13 protein-coding genes are annotated in these 16,447 nt (G+C 67.7%); all 13 read right to left on the bottom strand.

The annotated features are described in order from the left end of the window. Positions 1 to 4: 4 nt before the first annotated feature. Positions 5 to 1,105, bottom strand: a complete 1,101-nt coding sequence (proB, locus tag K6L26_RS12120) for a glutamate 5-kinase (protein ID WP_019348482.1) — start codon at positions 1,103 to 1,105, stop codon at positions 5 to 7. Continuing rightward, positions 1,102 to 2,550 carry a GTPase ObgE gene (gene obgE / locus K6L26_RS12115; RefSeq protein WP_019348481.1) on the bottom strand — a complete coding sequence of 483 codons (1,449 nt, stop codon included), beginning with the start codon at positions 2,548 to 2,550 and terminating at the stop codon, positions 1,102 to 1,104. Before obgE ends, proB begins: the two co-directional genes overlap by 4 nt. Before the next feature lie 90 nt (positions 2,551 to 2,640). Further along, entirely contained in the window at positions 2,641 to 2,907 is a 267-nt protein-coding gene (gene rpmA / locus K6L26_RS12110; RefSeq protein ID WP_003879727.1) for a 50S ribosomal protein L27, read from the bottom strand. Positions 2,908 to 2,920: 13 nt separating this feature from the next. Beyond that, the gene (rplU, locus tag K6L26_RS12105) at positions 2,921 to 3,232 is read right to left on the bottom strand and encodes a 50S ribosomal protein L21 (protein WP_003879728.1); all 312 of its coding nucleotides are present in this window, start codon (positions 3,230 to 3,232) and stop codon (positions 2,921 to 2,923) included. A gap of 166 nt (positions 3,233 to 3,398) precedes the next feature. Next, positions 3,399 to 6,404 carry a ribonuclease E gene (locus tag K6L26_RS12100; RefSeq protein ID WP_221853169.1) on the bottom strand — a complete coding sequence of 1,002 codons (3,006 nt, stop codon included), beginning with the start codon at positions 6,402 to 6,404 and terminating at the stop codon, positions 3,399 to 3,401. A gap of 289 nt (positions 6,405 to 6,693) precedes the next feature. Next, positions 6,694 to 7,116, bottom strand: a complete 423-nt coding sequence (gene ndk, locus K6L26_RS12095; RefSeq protein ID WP_019346948.1) for a nucleoside-diphosphate kinase — start codon at positions 7,114 to 7,116, stop codon at positions 6,694 to 6,696. 84 nt (positions 7,117 to 7,200) lie between these two features. Further along, the gene (locus tag K6L26_RS12090) at positions 7,201 to 7,539 is read right to left on the bottom strand and encodes a DUF4233 domain-containing protein (RefSeq protein ID WP_080989439.1); all 339 of its coding nucleotides are present in this window, start codon (positions 7,537 to 7,539) and stop codon (positions 7,201 to 7,203) included. Between the two features lie 77 nt (positions 7,540 to 7,616). Continuing rightward, positions 7,617 to 9,023 (bottom strand): bifunctional tetrahydrofolate synthase/dihydrofolate synthase, encoded by a 1,407-nt coding sequence (folC, locus tag K6L26_RS12085; RefSeq protein ID WP_019346946.1) that lies wholly within the window; start codon positions 9,021 to 9,023, stop codon positions 7,617 to 7,619. A gap of 7 nt (positions 9,024 to 9,030) precedes the next feature. Next, positions 9,031 to 11,685, bottom strand: coding sequence for a valine--tRNA ligase (locus K6L26_RS12080; protein ID WP_085140369.1), 2,655 nt, complete (start codon positions 11,683 to 11,685; stop codon positions 9,031 to 9,033). A gap of 97 nt (positions 11,686 to 11,782) precedes the next feature. Further along, entirely contained in the window at positions 11,783 to 12,403 is a 621-nt protein-coding gene (locus K6L26_RS12075) for a DUF937 domain-containing protein (protein ID WP_076214285.1), read from the bottom strand. A gap of 115 nt (positions 12,404 to 12,518) precedes the next feature. After that, positions 12,519 to 13,772, bottom strand: coding sequence for a saccharopine dehydrogenase family protein (locus K6L26_RS12070; RefSeq protein WP_019346943.1), 1,254 nt, complete (start codon positions 13,770 to 13,772; stop codon positions 12,519 to 12,521). A 7-nt stretch (positions 13,773 to 13,779) separates the two neighbouring features. After that, positions 13,780 to 15,747: a S9 family peptidase gene (locus K6L26_RS12065; RefSeq protein ID WP_221853168.1), complete on the bottom strand. Its 1,968-nt coding sequence runs from the start codon at positions 15,745 to 15,747 to the stop codon at positions 13,780 to 13,782. Between the two features lie 64 nt (positions 15,748 to 15,811). Further along, positions 15,812 to 16,423, bottom strand: coding sequence for a hypothetical protein (locus K6L26_RS12060; RefSeq protein WP_019348896.1), 612 nt, complete (start codon positions 16,421 to 16,423; stop codon positions 15,812 to 15,814). Positions 16,424 to 16,447: the final 24 nt, after the last annotated feature.

The raw sequence follows: 16,447 nt of genomic DNA, 5'->3' as shown, positions 1-16,447 counted from the left end.
ATCGCTAGATGGCGACCAGATCGTCGGCATGCACCGCCGGGCGGCGCAGCTCGGCCGGCAGATCCGGCGTGGAGCGGCCGATGATCGCAGCCAGTTCCGACGCCTCGTAGGCCACCACGCCGCGTGCGACGGTCCGCCCGTCAAGCCCCCGCAGATCCACCACGTCGCCACCGTGGAACTGGCCGCTGACCTCGGTGATCCCCGCCGGCAGCAGTGAGCGCCGCTGTTTGACCACCGCACGCACCGCGCCGTCGTCGAGGGTCAGCGCCCCGTGTGACTCCGCGGCGTGGCGAACCCAGAACCGCCGCGCCGACATCCGCTCGGGCCGCGGCGCGAACACCGTGCCCACCGAGGCATCGCTCAAGGCCGCAGCGGCATCGGCCGCGGCGGCCAGCAGGACCGGCACACCGGCATCGGCGGCCAGCAGGGCCGACGACAACTTCGAGGCCATCCCACCGGTACCCAGATGACTGCCACCACCGGCCACCACGCCGTCGAGGTCTCCCTGGGCGGCCACCTCGGGAATGAAGCGCGCGTTACCTTTTCGCGGATCAGAATCGTAAAGACCGTCGATGTCGGACAGCAGGATCAGTGCATCGGCGCCGACCAGCTGGGCCACCAGCGCCGAAAGCCGGTCGTTGTCACCGAACCTGATCTCGTTGGTGGCCACGGTGTCGTTCTCGTTGACGATCGCCACCGCGTGCAGGGCCCGCAACCGGTCCAGAGTGCGTTGGGCATTGTTGTGCTGCACCCTCATCGCGATGTCGTGGGCGGTCAGCAACACTTGGCCGACCGTGCGGCTGTAGACGGCGAACGCCGAACTCCACGCGTTGACCAAAGCCACCTGCCCCACACTGGCGGCGGCTTGCTTGGTGGCCAGATCCGTTGGGCGCCTGGAGAGCCCGAGCGGTTCGATACCGGCGGCGATGGCACCCGAGGACACGATCACCAGATCGGAGCCAGCTCTCATCCGGCTTTCGATCGCCTCGACCAGCACCGCGAGCCGCCCCGCGTCGAACACCCCTGTGGGGGTGGTCAGTGCGGTGGTACCGATCTTGACGACGACGCTGCGGGCGGTGCGAATCGCCTCGCGATGAACGCTCACGCGTCCTCGCTACCGGGCTGGCGGCGCTCCCGTCGGGCAGCCTTGCGTTCGGCGGCACCGGTCCGGTCCGTCTGCTCAAGCCGAATGTCGGTGCCACGGCCCGTCATCGGCATGTCGACACCGGCAGGGGTCTGCGGCTCCCAGTCGAAGGTCATGTCGCCGATGGTCACGGCGCAGCCGGGCGTGGCGCCGAGCTTCAACAGCTCGTCCTCGACGCCCAGGCGCGCCAACCGGTCACCGAGGTAACCGACGGCCTCGTCGTTGTCGAAGTTGGTCTGGGCGATCCAGCGCTCGGGCCGGGTGCCGCGCACGATGAACCCGCCGTACCCGTCGGTCTCGACGGTGAATCCGCTCTCGTCCACGGCGATCGGCCGAATCACCGGGCGCCTCGGCACCACAGCGGGCTGAGCGTCTCGATAGGCCTTGACCATCTCCCACAGGGCGAAGATCAGCGGGCGCAACCCGTCACGGCTGACTGTGGAGATCTCGTACACCGGCCAGCCGAACCTCTCGGCCACCTCTTCCCGCACGAAGTCCGCCAGCTCGCGAGCATCGGGGACGTCGATCTTGTTGAGCACCACTGCGCGTGGGCGCGACGCCAGATCGCCCAGGGTGGAGTCTCCCTGCAGGGTCGGCGTGTAGGCGGCCAGTTCGGCTTCGAGCGCCTCGATGTCGGAGATCGGATCGCGACCGGGTTCCATGGTGGCGCAGTCCACGACATGCACCAGCACAGCGCAGCGTTCGAGGTGCCGCAAAAAGTCCAGTCCGAGACCCCGGCCCTCGGACGCTCCGGGAATTAGGCCCGGGACGTCGGCGACGGTGAAGGTGTTGTCGCCGGCCGATACCACGCCGAGGTTGGGCACCAGAGTGGTGAACGGATAGTCGGCGATTTTGGGTTTGGCGGCCGAGATGGTCGACACCAGAGAAGATTTACCGGCCGACGGAAAGCCGATCAGGCCCACATCGGCGACGGTCTTGAGTTCGAGAGTGAGATCGCGGGTCTGGCCCTTTTCACCCAGCAGGGCAAAGCCGGGGGCCTTGCGGGCCCGCGAGGCCAGCGCCGCATTGCCCAGGCCACCGCGACCGCCTTGTGCGGCCTCGAAGCGAGTACCGGCACCGACCATGTCGGCCAGCATCCGGCCGTTCTCGTCGAGCACCACCGTGCCGTCGGGCACGCGCACGATGAGGTCTTCGCCGGCGGCGCCGTCCCGATTGCTGCCTGCACCCTGCTTGCCGGAGGGCGCGACGACATGGGGATGAAAGTGGAAGTCCAGCAGCGTGTGCACCTGGGGGTCGACGACGAGCACAATGCTGCCGCCGCGACCACCGTTGCCGCCGTCAGGACCGCCGAGGGGTTTGAATTTCTCGCGGTGCACCGACGCGCAGCCGTGGCCGCCATTTCCCGCACTCGCATGGATGACGACGCGGTCGACAAACCGTGGCATCGGACATCCTCTCCGTCGAATGTGAAGCTATCGCGATAGTCCTATCGAGAACTCGCAGCTGCTTCACATTCGCGGAGAATCCTCTTGGTCTCAGGCCTCCGGGCGCGGCACGGGAACGATGTTCACGTGCTTGCGGCCGCGCTTGGAACCGAACTCCACCGAACCGGGAGCCAGCGCGAACAGGGTGTCGTCGCCGCCACGGCCGACGTTCACGCCGGGGTGGAAATGAGTACCGCGCTGCCGCACCAAAATCTCGCCCGCCTTGACGACCTGGCCGCCGAAACGCTTGACGCCGAGCCGCTGTGCTGCGGATTCGCGACCGTTACGAGAGCTGGAAGCGCCCTTCTTGTGTGCCATGTCTGAACGCCTCCTACTTGATGCCGGTGACCTTGAGCACGGTCAGCTGCTGACGGTGCCCCTGGCGCTTGTGGTAGCCGGTCTTGTTCTTGAACTTGTGGATACGGATCTTGGGGCCCTTGGTGTGCTCGAGCACCTCGCCGGTGACGGCGACCTTGGCCAGGTCATCAGCCTTGCTGGTGACGTTCGCGCCGTCGACCACCAGGGCCACGGGCAGCGACACCGACGCGCCGGGCTCGGCGTCGAGCTTCTCAACCTTCACCACGTCACCGGCGGCAACCTTGTACTGCTTGCCACCGGTCTTGACGATTGCGTATGTCGCCATCGTGTCCTCTGCTCTGCTGCTCTCTGCGGGCGCGCGCTACCGGTCGGTGCGTGCGCGGGTCTTGGGTGGCGGGGATACCCCCGCCGTCACCGGCCTACGACTACGCAGGCTCTGGAGACAACTGGTCAAGGGTACTTGACCAGCGGGTAGAGGGTCAAACCGCCCGCTACTCGTGGCTGGGCGGCCCCGCCGGCCTTGCCGCCGCGCGTCGACGGGTACGGCCACGGCTCGGCGGCGCCTCGACGACCACGGGCTCCGGGGCCTGATAGACGTCCTCCTCGGACTCGTCTGAGTCCTCGCCGTCCTCGCCGTCCTCGTCATCCTCGGAATCGTCGAACTCGTCTGAGTCATCCTCGTCGGAATCGTCATCCTCGGAATCGTCGTCGATGTCGTCCAGCTCGTCATCGTCGTCGTCATCGAGGTCTTCGTCGTCGAGGTCGATCTCGTCCTCGTCGTCGTCCTCGTCTGCTACGTCGTCGGCCTCATCGGCCTCATCGACCTCGTCGGCGTCCTGCGCGTCGAACTCGCCGTCGGTGGATCCGTCGGCCACGCCCACCAGCTCGGCGGTGTCCTGCTCGTCGGCGTCGGCAGTCGCGTCGGTGGTGTCCTCGTCGACCGACTCGTCGTCGTGGTGACGGCCGTTGGCCGCGGCCATCGCCTTGAACATCGGGTGTTCGCCGGCCGGATGGTCGGGCACCTTGACGACCGGCACCTCTTCGGGCTCGGGACGGGCATTGCCCCGCTTGCCCCGCTTGCTGCGCCGCCCGCCGCCGCCGCTGGGCTCAGACTTGCGGCCCGCGTTCGACGACGAGGCGGTGTCGACCGGATCACCGTGCAACACGATGCCGCGGCCGCCGCAATGCGTGCACGACGTCGAGAACGCCTCCACCAGACCGGTGCCCAACCGCTTTCGGGTCAGCTGCACCAGCCCCAGCGACGTCACTTCCGACACCTGGTGACGGGTACGGTCCCGGCCGAGCGCCTCGGTGAGTCGGCGCAGCACCAGATCCCGGTTCGATTCCAGAACCATGTCGATGAAGTCGATGACCACGATGCCGCCGATGTCGCGCAACCGCAGCTGCCGCACGATCTCCTCGGCCGCTTCCAGGTTGTTCCGGGTGACGGTCTGCTCGAGGTTGCCGCCGGCACCGGTGAACTTGCCGGTGTTGACGTCGACGACGGTCATCGCCTCGGTGCGGTCGATGACCAGCGTGCCGCCCGACGGCAGCCACACCTTGCGGTCCATCGCCTTGGCCAACTGCTCGTCGATGCGGTGCACGGCGAAGACGTCGGGCGCATCTGCGCCGCCGGCCGGCTCGTACTTGGTCAGCCGCCCGACCAGATCGGGGGCGACGGTGTTGACGTAGGAGTTGATCGTGTCCCAGGCCTCGTCGCCGGAGACGATCAGACCCGAGAAGTCCTCGTTGAACAGGTCGCGGATGACCTTGACCAGGACATCGGGCTCTTCGTAGAGCGCGACGGCGGCGCCGGCCTTCTTCCCGGTGACCTCGGCGGCCTTGGCCTCGATCTCGGTCCAGCGCTGCTGCAGCCGCTCGACATCGGAGCGGATGTCCTCTTCCTTCACGCCTTCGGAAGCCGTGCGGATGATCACGCCGGCGTCGGACGGGACGACCTCTTTGAGAATCTCCTTGAGCCGCTGGCGTTCGGTGTCGGGCAGCTTCCGGCTGATCCCGGTCGACGACGCCCCCGGCACGTAAACCAGGTAGCGGCCGGCCAGTGACACCTGCGTGGTGAGGCGGGCGCCCTTGTGCCCGACGGGATCCTTGCTGACCTGGACCACCACGTAATCGCCCGGCTTGAGAGCCTGCTCGATCTTGCGGTTCGACCCGCCGAGCCCGGCGGCCTCCCAGTTCACCTCACCGGCGTAGAGCACACCGTTGCGGCCCCGGCCGATGTCGACGAATGCGGCCTCCATGGAGGGCAGCACGTTCTGCACGATGCCCAGATAGATATTGCCCACCAGAGACGCCGACGCCGCTGACGTGACGAAGTGCTCGACGACGACGCCGTCTTCCAGCACAGCGATCTGGGTGTAGCGGGCGCCCTCATGCGGCGGTTCGGTGCGCACCTTGTCGCGCACGATCATGGTGCGTTCGACGGCCTCGCGCCGGGCCAGGAACTCTGCCTCGCTCAGGATCGGGGGGCGACGGCGACCCGCGTCGCGTCCATCGCGGCGGCGCTGACGCTTGGCCTCCAGCCGAGTCGACCCGCTGATCCCCTGGATCTCGGAATCGTCGCTGCTCTTGCCCGACCGCTCGGCGCGCGGCGCGCGCTCGTGCACGACGGTGTTGGGCGGGTCATCCGGCGAGCCCGCGTCATCGCTGTCACCCGAGCCGGACTTGCGCCGACGGCGACGCCGCCGACGCCGGTTGGTGCCGTCGCCGCCCGTGGTGTCCTCGTCGTTGCCTTCGTCCGACTCGTCGGACTCATCGGAATCCTGATCGGATTCGCCCTGGTCGTCGAGGTTGTCGCCATCGGAATCCGGGCCCGATTCGGCTGCGTTGTCGTCGGACTGCTCTCCGCGTCCACGACCGCGCCCACGGCGACCACGCCGACGCCGGCGTGCGGCGGGACGATCCGCCTGCTCGTCGTCGCCGTCGGAGTCGGTGTCAGTGGTGTCGTCGTCGTCTTCGTCGTCGTCCTCGTCGACGTGTACTTGCACGAAGCTGACCGGCTGCGGCGCCACGAACAACGGCAGGTAATCGGCCCGCTCAGTGTGCGCCTCCCGCGCCGTGGGGATGTTCGCCGTCTCCAGGATCAACCGGGACTCGGGCTCGTCGCCGACCAGCACGGGCTCGGGCTCGGCCTGCTGCACGCCACCGGCCGACTCCTCGGCCACGGCGACCACAGACTCGGTCACGGTGACGGCCTCCACCTGCACCGGCTCTGCCTGCGCAGCTTCTACTGGCTCGGCAGGCGTTGCTTCGGCCGAATCGGCGGCCAGTGCCTCACGGACCCGCTCGGCGTCGACCTTGTCGATCGTGGAATGCGCACTGCGCTGACGCCCGTCGAATTCCGCCAGAGCATCGAGCACGCGCCTGCTGGTGGTGCCGAGTACCCGCGCCAGCGAGTGGACTCTCAGGCGCTCGGGCAGTCCCTCCTGTTGCGGAGTCTGGGTTGATAGGTCGTCATTCTGGGCATCTTCGGCCACGAATTCTCCTCAAGCCCCCGGGCGCGTCGTAACGACGCGGCCACGCGAGGGCTTCCGCTATTGGCCCGGGACACTTTCCCCGGACTTGTTGTGGTCTCGCTCCGGGCGGCTCGATACCGAACCCACCCGGTGCCTGGCTGAATGATGGCTGGACGGCCCGCGCCGCACCGGATTGCGGTGGTCGCGCTCGTCGAAGTCTTCATTCGGGTTTTCAGCCTCGGTTGAGGCCGGCTACCCGGAGCCAGTATCCCACATCACTGACGCGGTACTGACCAGACTGCGAGAAGGTTTATCGGGCGGAGGCTTCGCCAGGGAACCACAGGGCGATCTCACGGGCCGCCGACTCCGGCGAATCCGAGCCGTGCACGAGGTTGTCCTGGGTCACGAGCGCGAAGTCACCGCGGATGGTTCCGGGCACCGCTTTCTCCACCGGGTCGGTGCCGCCGGCGATCTGACGGAACGCCGCGATGGCGCGCGGACCCTCGACGATGGCCGCGACGACCGGGCCGGAGGTGATGAATTCCAGCAGCGAATCGAAGAACGGCTTGCCGTCGTGCTCGGCGTAATGCTGCTTGGCCAGCTCGATGCTGACGTTCTTCAGCTCCAGCGCGGCCAGGGTCAGACCCTTGCGCTCGATCCGGCCGAGGATCTCCCCGACCAGGTGGCGCTGCACGCCGTCGGGCTTGATCAGGACAAGGGTCTGCTCAGTCACGGCATGCAGCGTACCGGTCGGTAACCGCGCCGCGCCATTTCGGGGCCTCGACCAAGCGAGCACGGTGGCGCAGCTATCACCGACCTATTCGCTGGGCGGCTGCTGCCCCGGCAGTAGGCCGCGGTCCTGTCGGCGTTTGACCTCGCCGCGCAGGTACACGATCAGTAGCCAGACCACGGCGAAGATCACCCCGATGAAACCGATGGCCCCATGGATGAGCGCTCCGGCGATCACCACCAGTTGGATGCCCAGGTTGGCCCAGATGGCCCACGGCCGGCCCTGGATCCCCGACATCAAGATCAGCACGACGGCCAGCCCGACGACGAATCCGCCCGAGGTCCAGGTCAACCCGGTGCCGCTGACCCCCACCACCGGCAGGGCCAGCAACACGACGATGGCTTCGAGGATCAGTGTCCCCGCCATCACCCCGCGAAAGCTCTTCCACGGGTCCGGCGGTGCCGGTTTGTCACTCGGCGTCTGATCGCCGGGGGTCTGATCGCTCACTGTGGGTCCCGTCCGAACAGGGTCCGGGCCGCACCGGCCGTGACCACCGAACCGGTGATCACCATGCCGGCCCCGGACAGGCCTTCGTCAGCCCCGGCCTCCTCGACCAGGGCGGTGGCAGTCTCGATGGCATCCGCCAACGTGGTGGCGGCGATCACCCGGTCCTGCCCGAAACGCTCTTCGGCCAGCGATGCCAGCGACTCGACGTCCATCGCCCGCGGTGAACCGTTGTGGGTGACCACGATCTGGTCGAACACCGGCTCCAGGGCAGACAGGATGCCGCCGACATCCTTGTCCCCCATCACCGACACCACACCGACCAGGAAGCGGAAGTCGAACTCCTGCTGCAAGGTTTGCGCCAGCGCCGCCGCCCCGGCCGGATTATGTGCTGCGTCGATGAAAACCGTTGGCGCGCTGCGCATACGCTCCATACGGCCGGGGCTGCCAACTGCGGCGAAACCGGCCCGGATCGCGTCGACGTCGAGCTGGCGATCCGCCCCCGCCCCGAAGAACGCCTCGACCGCGGCCAACGCGAGAACGGCGTTGTGGGCCTGATGCTCACCGTGTAGCGGCAGGAAGATGTCGGAGTACACCCCGCCCAGCCCCTGCAGCTCGAGCACCTGCCCGCCGATGGCGACCTGCCTGCTCAGCACCGCGAACTCGGAGTCCTCGCGGGCCACGGCCGCGTCGGCGCGCACCGCCTCTGCCAGCAGTACCTCCATGGCCTCGGGCACCTGCTTGCCGATGACCGCGACGGTGTCTGTCGGCACGAGGTCATCGGGCTGGCGGGTGATGATGCCTGCCTTCTCCCCCGCGATCTCGGCGATCGTGTCGCCGAGATAGTCGGTGTGGTCGATGCCGATCGGGGTGATCACCGCGACGGGGGCATTGACGACGTTGGTGGCGTCCCAGCGCCCGCCCATGCCGACCTCGATGATCCCGACGTCGATGGGCACGTCGGCGAAGGCCGCGAACGCCATCGCGGTCAGCACCTCGAACTTGCTCATCTTGGGGCCGCCCGCGGCTTCGGACTGCTGGTCCACCAGATGCACGAACGGTTCGATCTCGCGATAGGTCTCGACGTAACGGGCTGGGGTGATGGGCTTTCCGTCGATCGAGATGCGCTCCACCGCCGACTGCAGGTGCGGACTGGTGGTGCGGCCGGTACGCCGGTGCAGGGCGATCAGCAGCGCGTCGATGATGCGTGCGACCGACGTCTTGCCGTTGGTCCCGGCGACGTGAATCGACGGGTACGCCTTCTGCGGTGAGCCCAGCAATTCCAGCAGGGCGGCGATCCGCGCCGTGCTGGGGTCGAGCTTGGTCTCCGGCCACCGCTGATCGAGCAGGTGCTCCACCTGCAGCAGCGCGGCGATCTCGTCCGGCGACGGAACTGGGTCAGTCACCTGGTCCTCATCGCTGCAGCCCGGCCAGGCGTGCGGTGATCCGCTCGACCTCTTCGGAGGCCAGCTGCTGACGCCCGCGGATCTTGTCGACGACGTTCTCGGGCGCCTTGGCCAGGAAAGCCTCGTTACCCAGCTTGGCCGTCGTGGTCGCCAGTTCCTTCTGCGCGGCGGCCAGGTCCTTCTCCAGCCGGCGCCGCTCGGCCTCGACGTCGACGGTGCCCGAGGTGTCTACTTCGACCAGCACCGTGGCGTGGGTCAGACGCACCTCGACCGAGGCCGACGGAGTGAACCCGTCACCGGCGTCGGTCAACCAGGCCAGTGCAGTGACCGCCGGCAGCTGCTCGGTCAGACCGGCCTCGCTGATCGCCGACAGCCGGGCCGGAACCCGCTGCCGGTCGGCCAGACCCTGGTCGCTGCGGAAGCGACGCACCTCGGTGATGAGCTTCTGCATGTCGGTGATGTGTTGTGCGGCTTCAGGATCCAGCGCGATACCGGACGGCTGCGGCCACTGCGCGATCACGATCGACTCGCCCTCGGTCAGCGTCTTCCACAGCGTTTCGGTGACGAACGGCATGACCGGGTGCAGCAGCTTGAGCAGCGCGTCGAGCACGGCCGCCAGCACCGCAGTGGTGTGCGTGACGCCCTCGTTCAATTGCACCTTGGCCAGCTCGACGTACCAGTCGCAGAACTCATCCCAGGCGAAGTGGTAGAGCGATTCGCAAGCCCGGCTGAACTCGTAGCTGTCGAGCGCGGCGTCTACGTCGGCGCGAACCTCTTCGAGCCGCCCGAGGATCCAGCGGTCGGCATCGGTCAGGTCAGCAACCGCGGGCAGGTCCGCGGGAGCCGCCCCGTTCATCAGCGCGAAGCGGGTCGCGTTGAACAGCTTGGTGGCGAAGTTGCGCGACGCCCTGGCGTGGTCTTCACCGATGGACAGGTCGCCGCCGGGGCTGGCGCCGCGGGCCAGGGTGAATCGCAGGGCGTCGGCGCCGAACTTCTCCACCCAATCCAGCGGGTCGATGCCGTTGCCGCGCGACTTGCTCATCTTGCGGCCGAACTCGTCGCGGATCAGGCCGTGCAGGAAGACGTTCTCGAACGGAACCTGCGGGCCCCGAGCACCGTCGAACGTGATGGCCGGATCGTCGCCGACGAAGGTGCCGAACATCATCATCCGGGCCACCCAGAAGAACAGGATGTCGTAGCCGGTGACCAGCACCGAGGTCGGATAGAACTTGGCCAGGTCCGGGGTGTGGTCGGGCCAGCCCATGGTGGAGAAGGGCCACAGCGCCGAGGAGAACCAGGTGTCGAGCACGTCGGGGTCCTGCTCCCAGCCGGCGGGCGGGGTCTCGTCGGGGCCGACACACACCGTCTCGCCGTTGGGGCCGTGCCAGATCGGGATCCGGTGGCCCCACCACAGCTGGCGCGAGATGCACCAGTCGTGCATGTTGTCCACCCAGGCGAACCACCGCGGCTCCAGGCTCGGCGGATGAATCACGGTGTCGCCGTTGCGCACCGCATCGCCGGCCGCCTTGGCCAAGCCGTCCACCTTGACCCACCACTGCAGCGACAGCCGCGGTTCGATGGGTTCGCCGCTGCGCTCAGAATGGCCGACACTGTGCAGGTAAGGCCGCTTCTCCGCGACGATCCGCCCCTGTTCGGCCAGTGCCTCGCGGACCTTGACCCGGGCCTCGAACCGGTCCATGCCGTCGAATTGGGTTCCGGTGTCGGCGATCCGGCCCTTGGCATCCATGATGGTGGGCATCGGAAGCTGGTGGCGCATTCCGATCTCGAAGTCGTTCGGGTCGTGTGCGGGGGTGACTTTGACTGCGCCGGTGCCGAATTCGGGGTCGACGTGGGTATCGGCGACAATGATCATCTCGTGCTCGACGAACGGGTGCGGCAGGGTCTTGCCGACCAGGTGGCGGTACCGCTCGTCGTCGGGATGCACCGCGATCGCGGTATCACCGAGCATGGTCTCCACGCGGGTGGTGGCCACGATGATGTGGGGTTCGTCGTCGTTCATCGAGCCGTAGCGGAACGAGACCAGCTCGCCTTCGACGTCCTCGTACTTCACCTCTAGGTCGCTGATCGCGGTCTCCAGCACCGGCGACCAGTTCACCAACCGCTCGGCCTGGTAAATCAGACCGGCGTCGAAGAGTCGCTTGAAAATCGTGCGGACCGCACGCGACAGGCCCTCGTCCATGGTGAAGCGGTCGCGGCTCCAGTCCACGCCGTCACCGAGCCGGCGCATCTGCCCGCCGATGGTGCCGCCGGACTCACGCTTCCAGTCCCAGACCTTCTCGACGAACAGCTCACGGCCGAAGTCTTCCTTGGTCTTGCCGTCAGCGGCCAGCTGCTTCTCCACCACGGTCTGGGTGGCGATGCCGGCATGGTCCATGCCCGGCAACCACAGCACCTCATACCCCTGCATCCGCTTACGCCGGGTCAGGGCATCCATCAGGGTGTGGTCGAGCGCGTGGCCCATGTGCAGGCTGCCGGTCACGTTCGGCGGCGGCAGCACGATCGAATACGGCGGCTTTTCGCTGGCCGGATCGGCGGTGAAGTATCCGGCATCCACCCAGCCCTGGTACAGCTCGGCTTCTACCGCAGCCGGATCCCAGGATTTGGGGAGGGCATCGGCACGGTTGTCAGGGGTGGGAGTCACCGAGCCATTCTAAGAAGGACGTGCACTGAAACGCGAAAGCCCCCGATGCCCGGTGCGTTCGCTGGGCGTCGGGGGTTCTCGAGCAGGGGCTTGGGGCTTACTTCTTGCCGCCCAGCAGGCCGCCGAGGATTTCACCGATGGCGTTGTTCTGGCCACCGCCGCCGCCGAGCACGCTGCCCAGGATGCTGCCGAGCGGGTTGTTGTTGCCGCCGCCACCACCGACCGCACCGCCCAGGATGCTGCCGAGAACGTCGCCGAGCCCGCCGCCGGAGGCCTGGGGCTGCGGGGCCGACTGTGCCGGCGCGTTCTTCTGCGCGAACTGCTTGCCGATGTAGGCCAGCACGATGGGCGCCAGGATCGGCAACAGCTGCTTGATCAGGCTGCTGTTGCCGCCCGCACCGGAGCCGGCCAATGCCGAGGCGACCTGGTTGCTGTCGTTGCCGCCGAAGATCTTCGAGACGATCTGGTTGCCCTCGTTGGCGTCGACCTGGTCGACGCTCACGCCGCCGTCGAGCAGCCCGCTGGCGCCCTGCGCGGTGACCGCGGACTCGAGTTCGCTCGAATCGATGCTGTCCGCTTGTACGTTTTCCGCCACACCGCCGACCAGGGCCGGAACCAGTGTCTTGATGGCGGCGTTCACCTCGCCTTCATCTGCGCCGAGCTTGCTGGCGATATCCGCCACGGGGATCTGAGCGAAAAGTTCGTCGAGACCGGCCATTGTTCATCCCATCTTCGTTGCTGGCGTACTGAAAGTCGTCGGCACCGACACTAGTCGAATGTGATCTTGTCCCACAGGTGTTCGACGCAGGCCGATCTGTTCATGTCGCGCCGGCTCAGCCCAGCTTGGTGGTCTCCAGCGCCACTCCGGCCGCTGGTAGCCGGGTCAGCAGGACATCCCCCATCGCGGCCACCGGTGTCAGCACACCACGCCGTTCCGACAGCGCCTCACGGTCGGTTGCCAGCGCGAGCCCGCACTCACCGAGCAGCACCGCGGTGGACTTGTATCCGGGATCGCCTTGCTGGGCCATGCTTGTCACGTACCGCGCACCCGACGTCGTGGTGGTGTACGTCTCGACGCGGTAGTGACCGCGCTCGCGGGCACGTTCGCTGGGACCGGTTCCCGGCTTGGGCACAACCTTCGAGACGAGGCCACCGGGCAGGCGGTTGAAGTAGCGGCCGCCCACCCCGAGGGTGAAGGCGTTCGCGCCCGTCACCACCGCGGCGGCCAAGGGCGCGGCGACTGAGCGGCCCAGGCTCATCTGCTCGGCGTATTCGAAGCGGCGCCCGTAGGCATAGTTCAGTAATGCGTTGCTGCGCCGCACGATTCGAGTGTTCGGGGCCGCCATGGCGAAAGCGCCGGTCCAGTAGCCGGCCAACTCGGGGGCGATCTCAGCGCCGCGGCGCCACCGCACGTCGGGCTGGGCGCCCAGTTCGGGCTCGGCCCCGCGATCCGGGCTCAGGGTGTACGGATCGTTCATCAATGCCCGGGCCTCCGGATCCGACGACAGGGTGTCGAGCAGCTCCAGCATCGAGGCCACGGTGCCGCCCGACACACCGCCGGCGAAGCTGCGCACCACCAAATTGGTGTCGCCGAGCTCCCCGGCGCCGTCAGCGAGGGCTCGCTGGTAGAGGGCGTACACCGTGAGATCGGATGGCACCGAATCGAATCCGCACGAATGCACGATGCGCGCACCCGTGTCGACCGCCTGCTTGTGGTGCAGGTCGATGCTGTCGCGGATGAACGTCGTCTCACCGGTGAGGTCGGCGTAGTCGGTCCCGGCGGCGGCACAGGCCGCGACCAGCGGCATGCCGTAACGGGCGTACGGCCCCACGGTCGTCACCACCACCTGAGTGCGTGCGGCCATCGCATCGAGCGAGGTCTGGGAGGTGGCGTCGGCGCTGACCAGTGGCCACGACTGGGCGCCGGCTCCCAGACCGTCCCGGATCGCCCGCAAGCGCTCCTCGGAACGGCCGGCCAGGGCGATTCGGGCCGCTCCCCCGGCTCTGGCCAGGTATTCTGCGGTCAGTTTTCCGGCGAAACCCGTGGCGCCGTACAGCACCAGATCAAACTCACGCTGCGTCACCATCCCGACGCTACCCGAGCAGTTCGGGCAGCTGCACCGGCTCGTCCCGCAGGTGCTCCCCCAGGAAGGCGAGCACCACCTGGTACCAGATCTTGGCGTGTTGCGGTGAGAGCACCCAGTGGTTCTCCGTCGGGTAATACAGGAACCGGTGTGGGCTGTCTCCGTTCTCGTCGGCGGGCAGCCGCGAGTAGGTGAGCACCTCGTACCACAGCCGCAACGCCTCGCCGATCGGCACGCGATAGTCCTTATCGCCGTGGATGACGAGCGTCGGAGTGGCGATGTCGCCGACGAACCGGTGCGGTGAATTGTGCTGGGCCATCTCGGGTGTCATTTCCCGAGCCCACCAGTACGCACCGTCGGTGGTGGGCCCGAACTGGTCGAGCGCCCACAGGCTGGCATGGGTGACGATCGCCTTGAACCGATCGGTGTGCCCGGCGATCCAGTTGGCCATGTAGCCGCCGAACGATCCTCCCATCGCGGCGGTACGAGAGGCGTCGATGCGTGGATGTTCGCAGGCCGCGTCGACGGCGGCCATCAGGTCGGTATACGGCTCGGCGCCCCAGGCACCCCACCCGCGGGCGATGAAATCCTGGCCATATCCGGTGGACAGTCCCGGATCCGGCATCAGTACCGCGTAGCCCTGCGCGGTGAGCAGCCACGGGTTCCAGCGCCAGTGCCAGCTGTTCCAGCTGCCCAACGGCCCGCCGTGGATCCACAACACCAGCGGAGCCGGTTCGTCGCCGTCGGGCAGCGTGAGCCAGGACCGGACGGGTGTGCCGTCGGGGGCGGTCGCGGTCACCTCGGTCAGGGTTCCAGGAAGGTCTGGCACCTCGAAGCACGGCAGCGCGGTGACGGTGCCGTCGGAATCGATGCGGACCGGATGCGGTGGCACGGCATACGAGCTGCGTAGCGCGAAAATCACCCCGCCGGGCGCGGGCCGCACGTCGGTGTAGGTGAAATCGTCGTGGGTCAGCCGGGTGACCCGGCCCGACGCGGGGTCGACGGAGAAGATCGGTCCGCGGCCACCGTCGTCGGCCGTCACGATGAGCGCCGACGAATCCGGCGTCCAGGCCACCGAGGCGGGCCAGCGATCCCAGCCTTCGGCCAGCTCCACCGGGTCCTCGCCGAATCGCATGCACCACAATGTGATTCGCGGCGGCGATGTCGGAGTTGAATGCGTCTCCCTGGTGAAGGCCACGGCGTGGCCGTCCGGCGCGATGGCCGGGCGCTCCAGGTCTGCCCCGGCCTCTTCGACGAGCGTCGAGCGCTCCCCGGTCGCCCGGTCGATCCGTACCAGGGCCACGCGTACTGCCGTACCCGGGCCCGTGACCCGCCAGGACGTCACCACGAAGTCACCATCGGCACTGAGGTCGAATGAGCTCTCGCGCAACGCTGCTCCCGAGCCTGGGGTCAGATCTCGGGTTCCGTCGACGTCGAAAAGGTGTGGCTGGTCCGGGCCGAGGTCGTGATCCCAGTGCCGGACCGGATAGCCGGTGTGCAGGATCGCTGACACCTTGTTCTCCTTGCGCGCCTCGCGACGCGTCTTGTCGTCGTCGACGCCCGCTGATGACGGCAGCAGCGGCGCGGCCACCACGGTGACGTCGGCGGCCCGAGCACTGACCGCGCCCGCGATCCCGCCGGGCATCGTCAGCGCCTCGAATGCCTCACCGCCTGCGGCGGGTAGGCGCCACAGGGCTGCCGGCGGCTTGTCGTCGTCCTCGCCTGGGCGCACCGCGAGGAACAAGACGTCGCCCCCGGCGGTGAACACCGGCGCCGACTCCCCTTTCACCCCGTGGGTCAGCCGGCGCGCGGGTTGTTGCCCATTGGGATCCAATTCCCATATGGCGCTGAGGAACTCATTTCGTTTTTCGTTGAGCGTGCTGACCGTCGCGACCAGCCGCGAGCCGTCGGGAGAAATCGCCAGGCCCGACACCCGGGGCACCGCCAGGTAATCGTCGAGATCCTCGAACACCGTCATGGCTCCCCACCGTAACGGCGCGGCCCGCACCGGAGTCCGGTACGGGCCGCGTGACGTCAGTTCGTCACGCTACGTCGGTGACCTGACCGGTGACGTCGGCCCGCACCTGCTTGCTGCTGCGCTCACCCTGGACGTTGATGAAAATGATCACGTTCTCGTCGAACGGGATGTTGCGCTTGATGCTCACCGTCTGGACCTTGCCGTCGGGAATCTCGCTGGCCGCCACGGCGCCGTCGATCGCCGCGGCGATCGCGCTGCTGGGCACGTCGGAGGTGGCGAACAGATTCTGCTGCAGCGCCTCGGTGTCGTCGTCGTAGTCGATCGGGCGAGACGGCGCCACCGCGCCTGAGGTGTAGCTCCACTGATTGAGCTCGGTCGGGGCGTTCGGATCGATCGCCTCGACCGACAACACGCCCGGCGCGATGCTGACCTCGACCACCTGCATCGGGTTGGCACCGACCTTTTCTGAGATCGCCGCGTAGGCATTGTCGATGCCCTCGGCGGTGAACAGGTTGCCCGAGACCGCTTCGGTGATCTTCTCGGTGCCCGACGAGACGACCTTCTCGGCCGCCCCGGCGGCTGCGTCCCTGATATCGGTCACCTTCGAGCAACCGCTCAAGGCTGAGACGGCAAAGACCACGGCGCCCAGTGCGACGCCGAAGCGGGTGAGTTTCATCGGACCTCTCATTCGTTTCATTCG

It is taken from the genome of Mycobacterium farcinogenes (assembly GCF_019739075.1).
Classification (GTDB): Bacteria; Actinomycetota; Actinomycetes; order Mycobacteriales; family Mycobacteriaceae; genus Mycobacterium; species Mycobacterium senegalense.
Note: the sequence above shows the minus strand (reverse complement) of the source record. Positions and strands in the feature narration are given on the sequence as shown.